Raw genomic sequence first — 14,936 nt, 5'->3', positions numbered from 1 at the left:
TTATAGTATACTGCTGTGATCACATTCTTCTATTGTCTTACTGTCTCTTCTTTTTTTTTTTATAGAGCCCCCCACCCCCATAATATACACTACCCTCTTCGCCGGCAGCGTAAGATGTTTATAAGAGACATTAAGGCGGGTAGTGCGACCCGTAATAGCCGTAGTACGGATAACCGTAGTAGCTGCCGTAACGATAGGGACCGCCGTAGCCGTGGCCATAGCTGCCATAGACGCTGCCACCGTAGTAGCCGCCGTACTGGTCGTAGTACTGCGTGCTCGGCCGGCCATGGTAGTAGCCGCCGGGTGCGGTATCGCCGACGTAGTCGTAGGTCGCACAGCCGCCCAGCGCCAGGCTGGCGAAGGCGATGGTCAAAAGAGATGAGCGCTTCATGGCGGAACCCCCGTTACTGTGCAGGGGCAGGATCGGCCCGGGGCATTGAATCCGTGCTTAACCCCGCCGGCATCGCGGCATGCGCCGCGCGTGCGCTGGCGGAGGTTCAGCGGGGGTCGATGCGCTAACCTTTCCGCATGCCGATGCCCCTGCCCACCTTCGACGACGTCCTCGCCGCCGCCGCCCGTATCGCCCCCCATGCCCATGCCACGCCCGTCCTGCGTTCCCGCGCCCTGGACGCGCTGGCCGGCTGCGAACTGCACTTCAAGGCCGAGCCGCTGCAGCGGACCGGCGCGTTCAAGTTCCGCGGGGCCTGCAATGCGGTCTGGGCACTGGACGACGCCTCGGCGGCACGTGGCGTGGTGACGCATTCGTCGGGCAACCACGGCGCGGCGCTGGCGCTGGCGGCGCGCACCCGCGGCATCGCCTGCCATGTGGTGGTGCCGGAGGGCGCGAACGCCGCGAAACTCGCGAACATCGCCCGCTACGGCGCGCACCTGCACACGTGTGCGGCGACCATCGACGCCCGCGAGGCCACCGCCGCCCGCGTGCAGGCCGCCACCGGTGCCACCCTGATCCACCCGTACACCCACCCGCATGTGATCGCCGGCCAGGGCACGGCCGCACTGGAACTGCTCAATGGGCACGGGCCACTGGAGGTCCTCGTGGCCCCGGTCGGCGGCGGCGGGCTGCTGGCGGGCACCGCGATCGCCGCCGCGGCAACGGCGCCGGGTTGCCATGTGATGGGGGCCGAGCCTGAGGGTGCAGCCGATACGGCCGTGTCGCTGGCCGCTGGCGAGCGCCGCATCGATTTCGTACCCGATACCGTCTGCGACGGCCTGCGCGGCACGCTCGGCGAGCCCAACTTCGCCCTGCTGCGTGCGCACCAGGTGGAGGTGGTCACCGTGCGTGACAGCGGAACACTCGCCGCGATGCGCCTGATCTGGGAGTGCCTCAAGCTGCTGGTGGAACCCTCCTCCGCCATCGCGCTGGCCGCCGTCCTGCAGCAGCGCGAGCGTTTTGCCGGACAGCGGGTCGGCATCGTGCTGTCCGGGGGCAATGTCGATATCGATGCGCTGCCGTGGGGCCGCGCCGCATGAGCACGCGCAGGAAGAAATCGAAGCGCGGCGTCATCGGATGGGCGTTCCGTCTGGTGATGCTGGCGCTGATCTGGCTGGCCGGCGTGGCCGCCTACATCATCTGGGTCGGCCAGCGCGACGACGCCACACCCGCCGACGCGATCATCGTCCTGGGCGCCGCCGCCTACGATGCCAAGCCGTCGCCGGTGTTCGAGGAACGCATTCGCCATGGCATCGACCTGTACAAGCGCGGCCTGGCGCCGACGCTGATCTTCACCGGCGGCTATGGCGGCACCGGTGCACGCTTTTCCGAGTCGCAGGTCGCGCGCCGCTACGCACTGCGCCAGGGCGTGCCGGACAAGGCGATCCTGATCGAGTCGCTGTCGCGCAACACGCACGACAACCTGCGCCAGGCGCGCGTGCTGATGCAGCAGCACAAGCTGCACAGCGTCATCATCGTCAGCGACCCGTTGCACATGGCGCGCGCGCTGCGGATCAGCCGCGACCTCGGCATCCGTTCGGTCGGATCGCCCACGCCGACCAGCCGCTTCCGCAGTTTCGCCACGCGCTGGCGTTTCCTGCTGCAGGAAGTCTATTTCTTCCACCGCGACCGGCTTCCGCGATGAATGCGTGGCGTATCATCGCGACGTCGCTCACCCCACGGGAATCCGCATGAAGATCGACGGCACGCGCCGGCAGGACCGCGCCACCGAACTCGTCCTCACCTACTACGCCGCGTTCAACCGCGGCGACTGGGAAGGCATGCTGGCCCTGCTGACCGACGACGTGGCGCACGACCTCAACCAGGGCGCGCGCGAAACCGGGCGCGAGGCGTTCGCGGCGTTCCTCGGGCGCATGAACGCCAGCTACCGCGAACAGCTGCGCGACATCGTGGTGCTGGTGACCCAGGACGGCCAGCATGCGGCCGCGGAGTACATGGTGCACGGCGAATACCTCAACACCGACGAAGGCCTGCCGCCGGCGAACGGGCAGACCTACGTGTTGCCTGGCGGCGCGTTCTTCGACATCCGCGACGACCGCATCGCGCGCGTCACCAATTATTACAACCTGCAGGATTGGATCCGGCAGGTGCGCCGCGATAGCGCTTGAGCCTTCGCCAGGCATAACGAGCCGCAGCGAGTCCATGTGGCGAACCCAAGGCTTTGAATCTACTCCCCGCGTCGTCGGATCGGGATCTTCGCCAGCGGCACCGCCGCGATGTCTTCGCCCTGACCGCGGATCGGCGCGCCCGGCGGCGGCGCCCAGGCATGCGCGTAGATGACGTCCCACGTGCTCGGCAGCTTGCCGTCCGCCCGGCGAAGCGGCTCATAAGCCGCGGCAGCGGCGGCAAAGCGCGCGCGACCGGTCAGCGTGTGTCGGCGACGCTGCAACGCATTGGTTGCCCCCATCGCGCGCAGTTCACGCATCAGCGCGGGCAGGTCGTCGTAGGTCAGCGTGAAGCGGTCTCGGTCGAGCACCGGATCGCGGAAGCCCGCCAGCATCAACGCGTCGCCGAACTGCGCGATCGGCGGGAACGGACTGACGTGCGGGGTGTCGTCGGCGTGCGCGAACGCATCGCGAAGCTCCTGCAAGGTCTCCGGGCCGAAGGTCGAACACACCAGCAGGCCGCCGGGCTTCAGCACGCGACGGAAACCGTTGAACGCCGCCGGCAGGTCGTCGACCCATTGCAGACTGAGATTGCAGAACAGTACGTCGACGCTGCCCTCTGCCAGCGGTAGCGAACGCAGGTCCGCACAGACGCGCTGGAACGGCTTCCACCAGCCGGCCTGCTTCTTCGCCTCGCGCAACATCGGCAACGCGAGATCCAGCGCGATGACCTGCGCCTTCGGCCAGCGCTTGCGCATGGCGGCGGCCGCGTGCGCGGGGCCGCAGCCCACATCGAGCACGACTTTCGGGTCGACCGCGTCCTGTCCCTGGCGCAACGTCAGGTAGTCCAGCGACTCCATCAACCGCTTTTCGACTTCGTGCTGCAGCGCCGCCGCGGCGTCGTAGCCGGCGGCAGAACGCGAGAACGCGCGGCGGATGTGGCGTTGGTCGAACGTACTCATGCCGCGACATCCTGCGATAGCGCCTGCAGGAAGCGGTCGACGTCCGCCGCCACGAGGTCGGCATGGCCGAGGAACGGCGCATGCCCACCACCGGCGATCTCGACGAACTGCGCGTTGGGCGCCGCTTCCGCCGCCGCCCGCATCGCCTTCGATGGCACCAGCAGATCGCGACGGCCGCCGAGCCACAGGCTGGGCACGGAGAGCGCTGGCAGGGTTTCCCGCAGGTCGGTCTGTTCGAGCAGTTGCAGCCCGCGCTGCAGCGCCGCTGGCGCCGGTTCGCCGCGTGCGTAGAGATCCTGCTTCAGCGTGCGCAATTCGCTGCGTGCGTGCTCGGACCCCATCGTGTCCAGGGCCAGGAAGCGATCCAGGGTGCCGCCGTAGTCGCCGCTCAGATCGCTGCCGAATTGCGCGAACACACGGGGGAGCACGGCATGCGGCCAGCCGTCGCCGCGCACGAAGCGCGGCGTGGCCGCGATCATCGCCAGCCCGCGCACCTGCGGCGACGTCGCGGCCGCATGCAGTGCGAACAGCCCGCCCAGCGACCAGCCCAGCCACGCGGCGGGTGGTGTGTGCGCGAGAATGGCATCGACGGTGGCGTCCAGCGTCAGCGCGACCTCACTGTCGCGACTGTGGCCATGCCCGGGCAGGTCGACGAGATGGAGCGTGTAGCGGTCGGACAGGCGCTGCACCAGCGGGGCGAACACGCCACCGTGCAAGGCCCAACCGTGCAGCATCACCAGCGAAGGGCCGCTGCCAAGGGTTTCGATATGCATGCCGCGTATTGTCGCCGATCCCGCGCGACGCGGGACCACGCAGGGGCGTGCTGTCAGGCGACGGCGCCGTGCACGCGTTGCACGGCATCCCACGAGCGCGCCAGCGTCGTCACCAGCCCGTCCACGTCCTGCAGCGAATGCAGCGCCGACAGCGTCACGCGCAGGCGCGCCTTGCCATCCGGCACGGTCGGCGGGCGGATCGCCGGCACCAGGTAGCCCGCGCTGTCGAGCGCGGCCGACAGGGCGAGCGCGGTGGCGTCGCTGCCGCACAGCACCGGCTGGATCGGCGAATCCGAGGCCATCAATTGCAGGCCAGCCCGCTGCGCGCCGCCGCGGAAGCGGTTGACCAGCGACTGCAGCTTCTCGCGGCGCCACTGGTCGCGGCGCGCATGCTTCACCGCGACGCGTGTCGCCGCCGCCAGCGCGGGCGGCATCGCCGTGGTGTAGATGTAGGGGCGCGCGGTTTCAGTCAGGTGCTGGATCAGCGTCTCCTCGCCCACCACCACGGCGCCGTAACCGCCCAATGCCTTGCCCAGCGTGACCAGCTGCAGCGGGACGTCCGCGACGCCCATGCGCGCTTCCGCCACGCTGCCACGGCCTTCGGGGCCGCGCACGCCGACGCCATGCGCATCGTCGACGAAGAACAGCGCCTGCTGCATGCGCGCCACCAGGCTCAACGACCGCAACGGCGCGGTGTCGCCGTCCATGCTGAAGACGCCGTCGGTGACCAGCATCGCCGCACCCTCCGGCTGCAGCTTCAGCTGGCGCAACGCGCCTTCCGGGTCGAGATGCGGATAGCGGCGCAGCTTCGCCCCGGCCAGGCGGGTCGCGTCGAGCAGGCTGGCGTGGTTGAGCCGGTCCTGCACGCAGACGTCGCCGTCTTCGAGCAGCGCCTGCTGCACGGCGAGGTTGGCGAGGAAGCCGCTGCCGAACAGCAGCGCCCGCGGATAGCCCAGCCAGTCAGCGATGTCGCGCTCAAGCGCTTCGTGCGAGGCGTGATGGCCACTGACCAGGTGCGAGGCACCGGCGCCGGCACCCTCGCGCGCGGCGGCGTCCTGCAGCGCATTGGTCACTTCGAACTGCTGCGCCAGCCCCAGGTAGTCGTTGCTGCTGAATTCGGTCAGCCAGCGGCCGTTGACCTCGACGCGCACACCGTCGCGACGCGTGACGGTGCGGCGCGTGCGCTGCCGGCCCAAGGCGATGCGCTGCTGGCGCTGGGCGAGGATGCGGTCGTGCAGGTCGGTGCGGGTCATGTCGGCGTGGCCTGGCGATGAAGGCGCCGGGAGTCAGCGGGAGACCGTCGACGACGACGCGCCGGCCGCGTTACCGCGCCAGCGTGCGTCGTCCGATGCTGCCCCCTGTTGCCCCGACTTATGCCGCCCGGCCGCAGGACGGCTCGGAACGGGTGATGTCGGCATGCACCGTACCGCTGCCCGGGGCATCGGTTCTGTGATGGTCGTGCACGTTTTCCACCTGCACCGCCATCGGCCGCAGCCCGAGGCGGGCGAACAGGGCCTGGTCGCGCCCGGTGTCCGGGTTGCCGGTGGTCAGCAGCTTCTCGCCGTAGAAGATCGAGTTGGCACCTGCCAGGAAGCACAGCGCCTGCAGTTCGTCGCTCATCGCCTCGCGTCCGGCCGACAGCCGCACCATCGAGGCCGGCATCACGAGGCGGGCGACCGCGATGGTGCGGACGAACTCGAACGGGTCCAGTTCGGTCGTGCCATGCAGCGGCGTGCCCGCCACCTGCACCAGCCGGTTGATCGGCACCGAGTCCGGCTGCGATGGCAGGTTCGCCAAAGCCTGCAGCAGGCCGGCACGCTGGTCGCGCGATTCGCCCATGCCGACGATGCCGCCGCAGCAGGTCTTCATGCCGGCATCGCGGACGTGCTCCAGCGTATCCAGGCGGTCCTGGTACTGGCGGGTGTGGATGATGTCGCCGTAGAAGTCCGGCGCGGTGTCGAGGTTGTGGTTGTAGTAGTCCAGCCCGGCGTCCTTCAGCGCGTGCGCCTGTTCGCCGCTCAGCATGCCCAGCGTGGCGCAGGTCTCCAGCCCCATCGCCTTCACGCCGCGGATCATCTCGGCGACCTTCGGGATGTCGCGGTCCTTCGGCGACCGCCACGCCGCGCCCATGCAGAAGCGCGATGCGCCCGCCGCCTTGGCCTGCGCGGCCTTCGCGAGCACCTCGTCAGCGTCCATCAGCTTCTGCGCGGACACGCCGGTGTCGTAACGCTGCGCCTGCGGGCAGTAGGCGCAGTCTTCCGGGCAGCCGCCCGTCTTCACCGACAGCAGGGTCGAGACCTGGACCTCGGCCGGGTCGAAATGAACGCGATGCACGGCCGAAGCGCGATGCAGTAGCTCCGGGAACGGCAGGTCGAACAGGGCCAGCAGCTCGTCGCGCTGCCAGTCGTGACGCACGACCGGCGCATCGGAAGAAAAGTGAGCGGACATCGCGACCTCGGCGGAATACAGTCGGGGAAGTCTGGAAACCGGGCCCGGCCCTGTCAACCGCATGGATGCGCTGAAAGTTGACGGCTGGTGGCGCCACGCCACTCGCCTGCTGTTCGCTCCGCGATGCACGATCTGCCGCGAACGTGGCTACATGGACGTCGATCTGTGCTCAACGTGCATGGAACAGCTGCCATGGAACTCCGCCTGCTGCAGCCGCTGCGGGCTGCCGATGGCGGTAGCCGGGGAGTGCGGCGACTGCCTGCTGCATCCTCCTGCACTGACCCATACCCGGGCGGTGTTCGTCTACGGATTTCCGCTGGACCGGCTGGTGCCGCGCTTCAAGTTCCATCGCGACCTCGCCGCCGGACAACTGATGGCGGAGCTGATGGCCGGCCCGCTGGCGTTGGCGCCGCGACCGGACGCGCTCGTGCCGGTGCCCCTGCATCCGAATCGGATGCGACAGCGCGGGTACGACCAGGCGCTCGAACTCGCGCGCCCCCTCGCCGCTGCGCTCGCCCTGCCCCTGCGGTCCGACCTGCTGCGTCGTGTCCGCGCGACCGCGCCGCAATCCGAGCTCGATGCCGGTCAGCGCCAGCGCAATGTCGCCCGTGCCTTCCGGGTCGCGCCGCACGCCGCGATGCCAGACCATGTCGCACTCGTCGATGACGTGATGACCACCGGAGCCACCCTGCAGGCGGCCGCCCGCGTCCTGCTCGGCGCGGGCGTCAGGCGCGTGGATGCGTGGGTGTGCGCCCGCGTGCCGTGACGGCACGCGACCACGTCTTCAGGGCGTGAGGCCCGTGGCGGTGACGCGGCACTGCAGCGTCAGCACGACCTGGCCGCCGGCAGGCAGCGCCGGAATCGTCACGCCCGCCCCGGTCAGACTGGCGACCGGCACGGTGGCGCCCGGACAACTCGCGCCCCCGGACGCCGCGCACGCCGCGGTGGCGACCGGATCCGTGCAGTTCAGGCCGGCGCCCGGCGTGTCGCGGATGACGGTGCCGTTGGCGGCACTGGGGCCGGGATTGTTGGCGGTCACCGTGTAGGTCACCACGCTGCCGGAGAGTGCCGTCGTGGGATTGGCCGCCTTGGTGATCGACAGGTCGGTCCTCGGGATGCGCACGTTGCGGAAGACGCAGCTCAGCTGGTCGCCCGCCGCCGGGGCGAACACGAACGACGCGCCATTGCCGGCGGGTGCCGAGCCGCCGCTGCGCGCATTCGTGCAGGCATAGGTCGTGGTGTAGTCGGACAGGTTCGCGCCAGCTGCGCCGGTCTCGGAGAAGGTGTAGCTGGCGCCGACCGTCGCCGGGCTGACGATCGCGACCTGCGTCGGCGCGTTGGTCGTGCCCGTGGTGGTCACCGACGCGCCGGCGCCGGCACCCGTTCCAGCAATGGCGAGCGCGAACTGGTCCGCGGCCTGCAGGCGGCCATCGGGCAGTTCCTTGCTCAGGCGCAGGATCGGGCGCGCGGTGTTGGTGATCGCGCACACGATCTGGTCGTTGGCGGCCGGCGTGACGTTCCATGTCGGCGACGCCCCGGCCGGGGTGAACGCCGTGCCATTGCGGGTGCAGGCGATGGTCGCCGTGTAGGCGCCCGCGAGCGTCGATGCGCTGCCGGCCGCCATGGTGTCGCGCAGGTAGTAGGTCGTGCCGGTGGTCACCGCGAGTGCCGCCGTGCTGGCCTGCTGGCCCACCCCGGCGCCGGACGTGGTCGCTTCACGCACCGTGCCGGCGGTCGATGTGGTGCCGATCTGCACGGTGAACTGGTCGCTCGCATCGGCGCGCGGCGCGCCCAGCACCTTGTTCAGCGTGATGGTGGTGCCGTTGCCGGTGATCGAGCCGTTGCACCCGTTCGCGCTGGCCGCCGCGGCGGGGTCACGGAACGCCGTCGACGGAATGATCGCCGGCGTACCGCTGCCCGGCAGCGTCCAGCGCAGGCGCGCATGGTTGATGCCGCCATGGTTGAGCCAGTACATGCGCACCAGCGCGCAGCTGTTGGCATTGGCAGCGGTGAACGTGCCCAGGCTGACGTACGTGTCTTCGTTGGCGGTCCAGTCGTTCACCGTGCCGACCGGCACGTCGTACGACGCCGTGCGGTACGCGGTGTTGGCGTAGTCGCTGGAGAAGCCGAGTTCGACATTGTCGTCGTGCGCGATGCTGACGCTGTAGGTGCCCGCCGCCGGAAACCGGATCAGCGCGTACGACACGCGCCCCATCGCCTGCACGTTGCAGGACGCGACGCTCGTGGCCGGCGTGTCCATGTTGCATAGGTTGTTGGCCGCGGCGCGGTAGTTGATGTCCGCCACCGTACCGGTGCGCACGGCATTTGCCGGATTGGCGGCGATGGCCCGTAGCGCGTTCAGGCGGGCCGCGCCGGTGCCGGTGTTGTTGGCGAACGTCGGCGCGCCTGCCGGGCCGGTGTACACGGTGCCGACCCGGTCGTTGCCGCGGTAATCCTCCCACCGTACGGTCTGCGCTGCGGCGTTGCCGAGGCATGCCGCCAGCACCATGCCGATCATCCAGCGGCCGCATTTCACCCCAGGGAATCCTGCGATTCCCGATCCCCTGTCATGTTCTGCCATGTCGTGCGCGTGCGTTGTCACATTGATTAATGTGAACACTATCACGCTATCTCACGCGCATCGTGAATGCACTACGCCGTTCGGCGGGCCAGATCCAACGCCAGTCCGACGAAGATCGCCGCACCCACCCAGTTGTTGTGCAGGAACGCGCGGAAGCACGCTGCACGCTCCCGATGACGGGCCATCCAGAACTGTGAGGTGACCAGCAACGCGGCGGTACCGACGCCCGCCCAGTAATACGTGCCCAGTCCTGCCTGCCGCCCAACCAGATACAACGCGACGAACACCAGGGCATACAGCACGCCCTGGATGATCAGGTCGAGATCGCCGAACAGGATGGCCGTGGATTTCGAGCCGGCGCGCAGGTCGTCCTCACGATCCACCATCGCGTACCAGGTGTCGTAGGCGGTGGCCCACAGGATGTTGGCGCCGTACAGCACCCACGCGACGGTCGGCACGTCGCCCTGCACGGCGGCGAAGGCCATCGGAATGCCCCAGCCGAAGGCCAGCCCCAGGTACACCTGGGGCAGGTAGGTGTAGCGCTTGAGGTAGGGATAGCTGGCCGCCAGGAACAGGCCGACGACACTCAGCCACACCGTCAGCCGGTTCAACGTCAGCACCAGTGCGAAGGCGACCAGCATCAGCACGGCGAACACCACCAGCGCTTCGCGTCCCGATACCGCGCCCGTCGCCAACGGACGCCCGCGCGTGCGCTCCACCTGCGGATCCAGCCAGCGGTCCGCGTAGTCGTTGATCACGCATCCCGCCGATCGTGTCAGCCAGACGCCGGCAGTGAAGACGAACAGCGTCCACCCTGGCGGCATGCCGCCCGCGGCCAGCCACAACGCCCACCATGTCGGCCACAGCAGCAACAGCACCCCGATCGGGCGGTCGCCACGCACCAGTTTCCAGTACTGGCCCAGGCGCTCCCGCCAGCGCGGACCCCCGGCCTCGTCGTAACGCTCGTATCCCATGCGCAAGAGGGTAACAGGCCGGCTCGCGCACCTCGATTCCGCGTCGCGCGGCCGGAACTGGGCCATCACGCCGGTTTGCGGCTAGAATGCCGGTCCCGTGCGCCCGTAGCTCAGCCGGATAGAGTAGTGGCTTCCGAAGCCGCTGCTCATAGGCCAAAATCGGGAACCGCAGTGTCACCGGGCTACTACTCAAAAGTGGCTGACCCGAAGCAAAAAGTCCTTTAAAAACGCGCCTGTAGCTCAGCCGGATAGAGTAGTGGCTTCCGAAGCCATTGGTCGGGGGTTCGAATCCCTCCAGGCGCGCCATCCCCCATGTGACAAATCTGCGCCGAATCTGGGACACAGCCCCGGGGTTTCAGCAGCCCGGACTGAGTAATGGCCTTGTGGCGCGAGCAGAGCTCAAATGAAAAAGCCCCGGCTCATTGGCCGGGGCTTTGTCTTCATGCCGCCTTTGACGGCATCACATGACGCAACACTTGATCCAGCTTCTCCGGCCAACTACGGTCGTGAACGAGGCGCGCAACTGCCAGATCGCTGTTAATGACCTCGGCCTTGGTCAGTCGTGAAACGACTTCCCAGTCCGCTCCGAGAACATAGGTAGCGTTATCCAACATCCGGCTTTCAAGCACGTACAAGCCCTGCCTGGTGAAGCCGAAAACCCAATAGCCGTAGAACCCGGCACGCCCGATTGCGGCGAAGTCGGGGCCGTACTTCTCGACTTGGCTCGTCCGCGCACGAATTACCGGCTGTATGGAAGGCGGGGTCTTTTCGATGACCCGTTCAAGCTCCTTCCTAACCCGATCCCACGGCACCCGCCCCCGTGGAAACACCTCCCAATTGAGACGCTTGATAGGAGTCTTAAGCACCGGCAACAAATCGGCACGCAAGAATTCCACGTCCGCGAATCCTTCCACTACCAGGTTCGCCGCCACGAGCAATTCATCCGACTCGGTCGCAGTGTCATAGACCGGCGAGGCGACGAACCGTTGCCCGTCGTCGCGTTGGAAGATGGTGAACTCGATGCCGCTCCCCGCAACGTAAGTGCGCGGATAACGCTTGTACGACCGCAGGATGAAGTCGTCCACTTCAACCTGATGACTCCCGTGCCACTCCTTGCGACGCCACGATTGGAGACGGAACACTTCCTCCATCGGCGAGTCCCGATGAACGACTTCAAATCCACTGGCATTCCTTCGCGCAGCAGGCCCCAAGTGAACACTGGGCAAGACTGTTTGCCCAACGTCAAAGGGATCAAGAAAACCAAACCGCTTCAAGGCATCTGGACTGAGTCCAGACAGACCAATGGCGGCACGAACCGAGGCTCCAGCCTCGAACTCTGGCAGATGCCTTTCAAGCTTCAAAATGCGTTTCATTTGAATGGTGCTCGTAGGAAGTTGAACGGATGGGTTCAACGACCTCGTGCTTGGGGGCTGGCTTAGCAAGCCCCCGCCCCAAGTCCTCATCCGAGTCAACGACGCGGGTATGAACGGAAGTGCTTGCGGACGTGCTCAGTCCTGCCATGTCGGCGACGGACATAAGCACGCACGGGCACCGGCTTGCTCGAGATCACAGAGAACCCTCTTGTGAGAGGGAACGCACCGTTTCCGAGCTGAGGCTTTGACAGGCGACCAGGGGATATGGATTAATCCCCAAGTCATCTCGCGCAATGGGTTGACAAAGCAGCAACTCTTTAGTAGGCGAACCGTTCCAGTCGTTCGCTCTACCCGGAGGATCCGGTCAGGTTCAGGTGCGTTGGCGCGCACCAGAACCGCCGGGGCAAATCAGGTTGTGAAAGACCTAGGCCCCGCCCTCAGTGGCGGGGCTTTTTGTTCTCGGCCAAAAGGCTAACAGCCCATTAAGCCAAGTGTTGCAGATAACCCTGTGAATAAGTGGCTTGCGGTTCCGACCACAATCGGTCGCCCCCTGACCAACTTAGAACCACAAGATGTACCGTTCAGGCACAGTCCAAACGTACATATGGCCTCGGGCGAAGTCAACGCTTTTTTCTCCACTCTTTTCCTGGCAGATCAATTGCTTAGGTTGATCTCATCGCTTAAGAACACGCCGCAGAGATGGCCGAACTTTTATCAAGACCTCGTTGTCCAAGTGACAAGTACTATGTAAAGTGACAACTGGATTGTCAATCGGGGTTCATATGGGTGCCAAGCTCAAGAACGCGCCTGTGTTTTTTTCACTGGGCCAGATTCAACACAACCCACTGCTGAGCCTGGAGAACTACATACCCGCCATCCAGGAGAGCATGCGCAAGGCCGGCTACCCAGGCTTCAAGCGCACCCTCAGGGTGGCGTTCAACCTGAATCAGGCACTGGCTGGCAATGAAGGCGCCCCCTCCGAACAATTGCCGAGCGAACGGATTGAGATGTTTGTTTTCACAAACATCGACAGCACCAGTGGCTTCGTCATGACGGCTAACGGCCTCGCATTCCAGACGACGGACTACCAGAACTTCGAAGCGTTCTGGGCGGAATTGAGAAAGGGGCTCGAAATCCTGTCCACAGCAGTAGGAGGACTGGCATTTGCGGAGCGGCTAGGACTTCGATATCTCGACGCAGTGATGCCCAAGGCCGGGGAATCCTTGAGCGATTACTTGGTACCCCAGCTACTGGGCCTGCCCACGTGCATGCCGACGGCGCAATTTGCTTACTCATTCTCGGAAAGCCTACTGATAGCCGAGAATGTGGGCAGAGTCACAAGCCGGACAGTAATTCAGGAAGGTGGTATCGGCTTTCCGCCCGACCTGCAGCCACTTGGCCTGAACCTTCTGAACCGGTTTAGCTCTTTCAAAGGAGAGCATGCAATCCTAGACACGGACGGCTCCTTTGCTGAAAGGAGGCCATTTGATCTGGACGAGATTGGCACACACATGGACAAGCTCCATGACTTGGCTAGCGGTTGCTTCAAAGCATCGGTAATGCCGCACGCATCAAAGGCATGGAACGAATGAGGGGGTGGTGATGAGCAATTTGCGTACAGGCGACGATCATCGCTTTGCTGTTGGTGACGCGATCGCCAGGGCGAGGCTCTTGGAAAAGATGGTTGCCGATAAGCCTCAGGCAGCTGAGGCTCAGCCGATCCCCGCCTCACGTTTCCTATCCGGTGGATTGGTTGCCGCCTTCGTCGTTGGAACGGGGGGCCTTTTGACTGCGGACTACGTGGCCGCAAGAAACGACCGCGGATATCGATTGCAGGGGTTCGAATTCCGGGGGGGCGAATTCAAAGCAATATCCCGTCAACTGGTCCGGAGTTCCACGGAGAACCTGGCTCGCGTTCGCCATGTACTACGTCCGACAACCATTGAACTCGCGGTGCTTGTCGGAGTGTCGAGGCAAACCATCTACAACTGGCAGTCGGGACAGATTGTCGCCCCCCATAACGAGGCGCGACTCGAAGAGCTCGCGAAGGCTTCTGACTTGCTGGTTGCCTCCGGGATTTCCGGCGCCCTCCGTCCGTTGACGCGAAAACTGCCCGGTGGAAAGACGATTTTTGAGGCGATCCGCGAAGGCTCCACGCCTGAGGACGCAGTCAAGAAACTCATCTCCATGCTTGAGCGAGAAGTGCGCCAGCGCAATTCGATTTCACAGCGCTTGGCTGGACGGGCTCGGAAACCCATAGACATCAGCGAGATTGGTTCGCCATACCCGGATGAATCAGCCTGACTTGAGCGATGCCAATGTCCCGGAATGGGGGCGCAATACGCCATGGCGCCAAGGGATGTTCCTATCCCACGAAGCGGCGACGGCGTTTGGAATCGCCCATGATGGCGATCAGGATACCGCCATAGTCGTCATCAGCCATGACTGTGACCTTGCCCAGCCTCCCGAATCAGAGCCCGAAGTCGAGATTCTGATTGGCAAATTCATTGAGAAGCTCGATGGCAACTACAGTCACGGAAAGAACACGCGGACCCTTCATTTAGAGTGCACTGCAGGACCAGCGCCTCGCTTTGTTGCTCTTACCGGTTCGAATAAACGGTCGCTGCCAAAACTCAGACCCGGAATGCCATCCCTCGCGGCATTCGTCCCGCGAGACGAGATTCGCATGAGCCCACGGGAAAGGCGAACTCTCCAGCTCTGGCTTGCGTCACGCTACCACCGCTCGGCATTCCCCGATGAATTCGATCGACGGCTCAACGAAGAGACCGGAGTCAAAGAGCGCATTGCAAAGGCGTTCAAGGATTCAGGGGCCTACATATCCGCGATGTTTTTTGATATCGACGAAGGGCACGAGGTTCCGCGGAACGGTGCAGCTGATACCTATTCCCTGTACATCACGCTGATGTACAGCACAGCTTCCGATCCAAGTGAAGCGTTCGACGTTGCGCAGAAGACTGCAGACCGCATTGAGGAGATCTTTAGTTCAAGATGCAAAGTCACTGTAGACGGAGTTGAATCTTGGAAGTGGATCGAACTCTGCGGCATTGATTCTATTGCCGACGACGCAATTACGGTTGCTCAGTCACAAGCCCTGAGCAAGTGGCATGGCGATCACATTAGCTTGCGAACAGATCCCGAGCAGCCCGTTTTTGTTGACCGATAGGGATCTGACCCGGGAAGACCAAAGAGCCGCTCGGCACGAAGGCAACGTACAAGATGACCGAAGA

15 protein-coding genes and 1 tRNA gene are annotated in these 14,936 nt (G+C 65.3%); 8 read left to right on the top strand and 8 right to left on the bottom strand.

Annotated elements, in window-relative coordinates; all coding sequences use genetic code 11:
• Nucleotides 1-130: 130 nt before the first annotated feature.
• Nucleotides 131-391: a hypothetical protein gene (locus CSC78_RS15925; protein WP_162338842.1), complete on the bottom strand. Its 261-nt coding sequence runs from the start codon at nt 389-391 to the stop codon at nt 131-133.
• 137 nt (nt 392-528) lie between these two features.
• Here CSC78_RS15925 and CSC78_RS15920 point away from each other — a divergent pair, with 137 nt between their 5' ends.
• Genes CSC78_RS15920 through CSC78_RS15910 form a run of 3 tightly spaced genes read left to right on the top strand, consistent with a single transcriptional unit; the run spans nt 529 to nt 2,580 of the window.
• On the top strand, nt 529-1,491 hold the full coding sequence (locus CSC78_RS15920; RefSeq protein WP_162338841.1) for a pyridoxal-phosphate dependent enzyme: 963 nt from the start codon (nt 529-531) through the stop codon (nt 1,489-1,491).
• Nucleotides 1,488-2,096: a YdcF family protein gene (locus CSC78_RS15915; RefSeq protein WP_162338840.1), complete on the top strand. Its 609-nt coding sequence runs from the start codon at nt 1,488-1,490 to the stop codon at nt 2,094-2,096. Before CSC78_RS15920 ends, CSC78_RS15915 begins: the two co-directional genes overlap by 4 nt.
• Nucleotides 2,097-2,142: 46 nt before the next feature.
• Nucleotides 2,143-2,580, top strand: a complete 438-nt coding sequence (locus tag CSC78_RS15910) for a ketosteroid isomerase-related protein (protein WP_162338839.1) — start codon at nt 2,143-2,145, stop codon at nt 2,578-2,580.
• 59 nt (nt 2,581-2,639) lie between these two features.
• Here the strand turns inward: CSC78_RS15910 and bioC are convergent, their stop codons facing one another.
• From bioC to bioB, 4 genes are all read right to left on the bottom strand, one after another.
• Nucleotides 2,640-3,539: a malonyl-ACP O-methyltransferase BioC gene (bioC, locus tag CSC78_RS15905; RefSeq protein ID WP_162338838.1), complete on the bottom strand. Its 900-nt coding sequence runs from the start codon at nt 3,537-3,539 to the stop codon at nt 2,640-2,642.
• Complete coding sequence (gene bioH, locus CSC78_RS15900) at nt 3,536-4,312, bottom strand: pimeloyl-ACP methyl ester esterase BioH (RefSeq protein ID WP_162338837.1); 777 nt, start codon at nt 4,310-4,312, stop codon at nt 3,536-3,538. The genes bioC and bioH overlap by 4 nt, the downstream gene beginning before the upstream one ends.
• Before the next feature lie 53 nt (nt 4,313-4,365).
• Nucleotides 4,366-5,565, bottom strand: coding sequence for an 8-amino-7-oxononanoate synthase (gene bioF, locus CSC78_RS15895; RefSeq protein ID WP_162338836.1), 1,200 nt, complete (start codon nt 5,563-5,565; stop codon nt 4,366-4,368).
• 118 nt (nt 5,566-5,683) lie between these two features.
• The gene (bioB, locus tag CSC78_RS15890; protein WP_162338835.1) at nt 5,684-6,760 is read right to left on the bottom strand and encodes a biotin synthase BioB; all 1,077 of its coding nucleotides are present in this window, start codon (nt 6,758-6,760) and stop codon (nt 5,684-5,686) included.
• A 61-nt stretch (nt 6,761-6,821) separates the two neighbouring features.
• On the opposite strand from bioB, the gene CSC78_RS15885 reads away from it, so the two are divergent.
• Complete coding sequence (locus CSC78_RS15885; RefSeq protein ID WP_162338834.1) at nt 6,822-7,526, top strand: ComF family protein; 705 nt, start codon at nt 6,822-6,824, stop codon at nt 7,524-7,526.
• An 18-nt stretch (nt 7,527-7,544) separates the two neighbouring features.
• Here CSC78_RS15885 and CSC78_RS15880 read toward each other — a convergent pair whose 3' ends face one another.
• The gene (locus tag CSC78_RS15880; protein ID WP_162338833.1) at nt 7,545-9,296 is read right to left on the bottom strand and encodes a DUF11 domain-containing protein; all 1,752 of its coding nucleotides are present in this window, start codon (nt 9,294-9,296) and stop codon (nt 7,545-7,547) included.
• Between the two features lie 116 nt (nt 9,297-9,412).
• Nucleotides 9,413-10,315: a 4-hydroxybenzoate octaprenyltransferase gene (ubiA, locus tag CSC78_RS15875; protein ID WP_162338832.1), complete on the bottom strand. Its 903-nt coding sequence runs from the start codon at nt 10,313-10,315 to the stop codon at nt 9,413-9,415.
• Between the two features lie 229 nt (nt 10,316-10,544).
• Between ubiA and CSC78_RS15870 the strand changes: the two genes are divergently transcribed.
• Nucleotides 10,545-10,621 (top strand) — tRNA-Arg (locus tag CSC78_RS15870).
• 134 nt (nt 10,622-10,755) lie between these two features.
• Here the strand turns inward: CSC78_RS15870 and CSC78_RS15865 are convergent.
• Nucleotides 10,756-11,688, bottom strand: coding sequence for a hypothetical protein (locus CSC78_RS15865; RefSeq protein ID WP_162338831.1), 933 nt, complete (start codon nt 11,686-11,688; stop codon nt 10,756-10,758).
• A gap of 782 nt (nt 11,689-12,470) precedes the next feature.
• Between CSC78_RS15865 and CSC78_RS15860 the strand changes: the two genes are divergently transcribed.
• The 3 genes from CSC78_RS15860 to CSC78_RS18915 are packed head-to-tail and all read left to right on the top strand — an operon-like array spanning nt 12,471 to nt 14,872.
• The gene (locus CSC78_RS15860; protein WP_162338830.1) at nt 12,471-13,280 is read left to right on the top strand and encodes a TIGR04255 family protein; all 810 of its coding nucleotides are present in this window, start codon (nt 12,471-12,473) and stop codon (nt 13,278-13,280) included.
• Nucleotides 13,281-13,290: 10 nt separating this feature from the next.
• Nucleotides 13,291-13,992, top strand: coding sequence for a Cro/Cl family transcriptional regulator (locus CSC78_RS15855; protein WP_162338829.1), 702 nt, complete (start codon nt 13,291-13,293; stop codon nt 13,990-13,992).
• The gene (locus CSC78_RS18915; protein ID WP_238391314.1) at nt 13,979-14,872 is read left to right on the top strand and encodes a glycosyltransferase family protein; all 894 of its coding nucleotides are present in this window, start codon (nt 13,979-13,981) and stop codon (nt 14,870-14,872) included. The genes CSC78_RS15855 and CSC78_RS18915 overlap by 14 nt, the downstream gene beginning before the upstream one ends.
• Nucleotides 14,873-14,936: the final 64 nt, after the last annotated feature.

This window comes from Pseudoxanthomonas japonensis, from assembly GCF_010093445.1.
GTDB classification, from domain to species: Bacteria; Pseudomonadota; Gammaproteobacteria; order Xanthomonadales; family Xanthomonadaceae; genus Pseudoxanthomonas_A; species Pseudoxanthomonas_A japonensis.
This window is presented reverse-complemented; position numbering and strand designations above follow the sequence as displayed.

Coding starts and splice junctions, on each gene's coding strand:
- CSC78_RS15910 (WP_162338839.1), top strand. CDS start 2,143: ATGAAGATCGACGGCACGCGCCGGCAGGACCGCGCCACCGAACTCGTC.
- ubiA (WP_162338832.1), bottom strand. CDS start 10,315: ATGGGATACGAGCGTTACGACGAGGCCGGGGGTCCGCGCTGGCGGGAG.
- CSC78_RS15855 (WP_162338829.1), top strand. CDS start 13,291: ATGAGCAATTTGCGTACAGGCGACGATCATCGCTTTGCTGTTGGTGAC.
- CSC78_RS15925 (WP_162338842.1), bottom strand. CDS start 391: ATGAAGCGCTCATCTCTTTTGACCATCGCCTTCGCCAGCCTGGCGCTG.
- CSC78_RS15920 (WP_162338841.1), top strand. CDS start 529: ATGCCGATGCCCCTGCCCACCTTCGACGACGTCCTCGCCGCCGCCGCC.
- CSC78_RS15860 (WP_162338830.1), top strand. CDS start 12,471: ATGGGTGCCAAGCTCAAGAACGCGCCTGTGTTTTTTTCACTGGGCCAG.
- bioF (WP_162338836.1), bottom strand. CDS start 5,565: ATGACCCGCACCGACCTGCACGACCGCATCCTCGCCCAGCGCCAGCAG.
- CSC78_RS15865 (WP_162338831.1), bottom strand. CDS start 11,688: ATGAAACGCATTTTGAAGCTTGAAAGGCATCTGCCAGAGTTCGAGGCT.
- bioC (WP_162338838.1), bottom strand. CDS start 3,539: ATGAGTACGTTCGACCAACGCCACATCCGCCGCGCGTTCTCGCGTTCT.
- CSC78_RS18915 (WP_238391314.1), top strand. CDS start 13,979: ATGAATCAGCCTGACTTGAGCGATGCCAATGTCCCGGAATGGGGGCGC.
- bioB (WP_162338835.1), bottom strand. CDS start 6,760: ATGTCCGCTCACTTTTCTTCCGATGCGCCGGTCGTGCGTCACGACTGG.
- CSC78_RS15915 (WP_162338840.1), top strand. CDS start 1,488: ATGAGCACGCGCAGGAAGAAATCGAAGCGCGGCGTCATCGGATGGGCG.
- CSC78_RS15885 (WP_162338834.1), top strand. CDS start 6,822: ATGGATGCGCTGAAAGTTGACGGCTGGTGGCGCCACGCCACTCGCCTG.
- bioH (WP_162338837.1), bottom strand. CDS start 4,312: ATGCATATCGAAACCCTTGGCAGCGGCCCTTCGCTGGTGATGCTGCAC.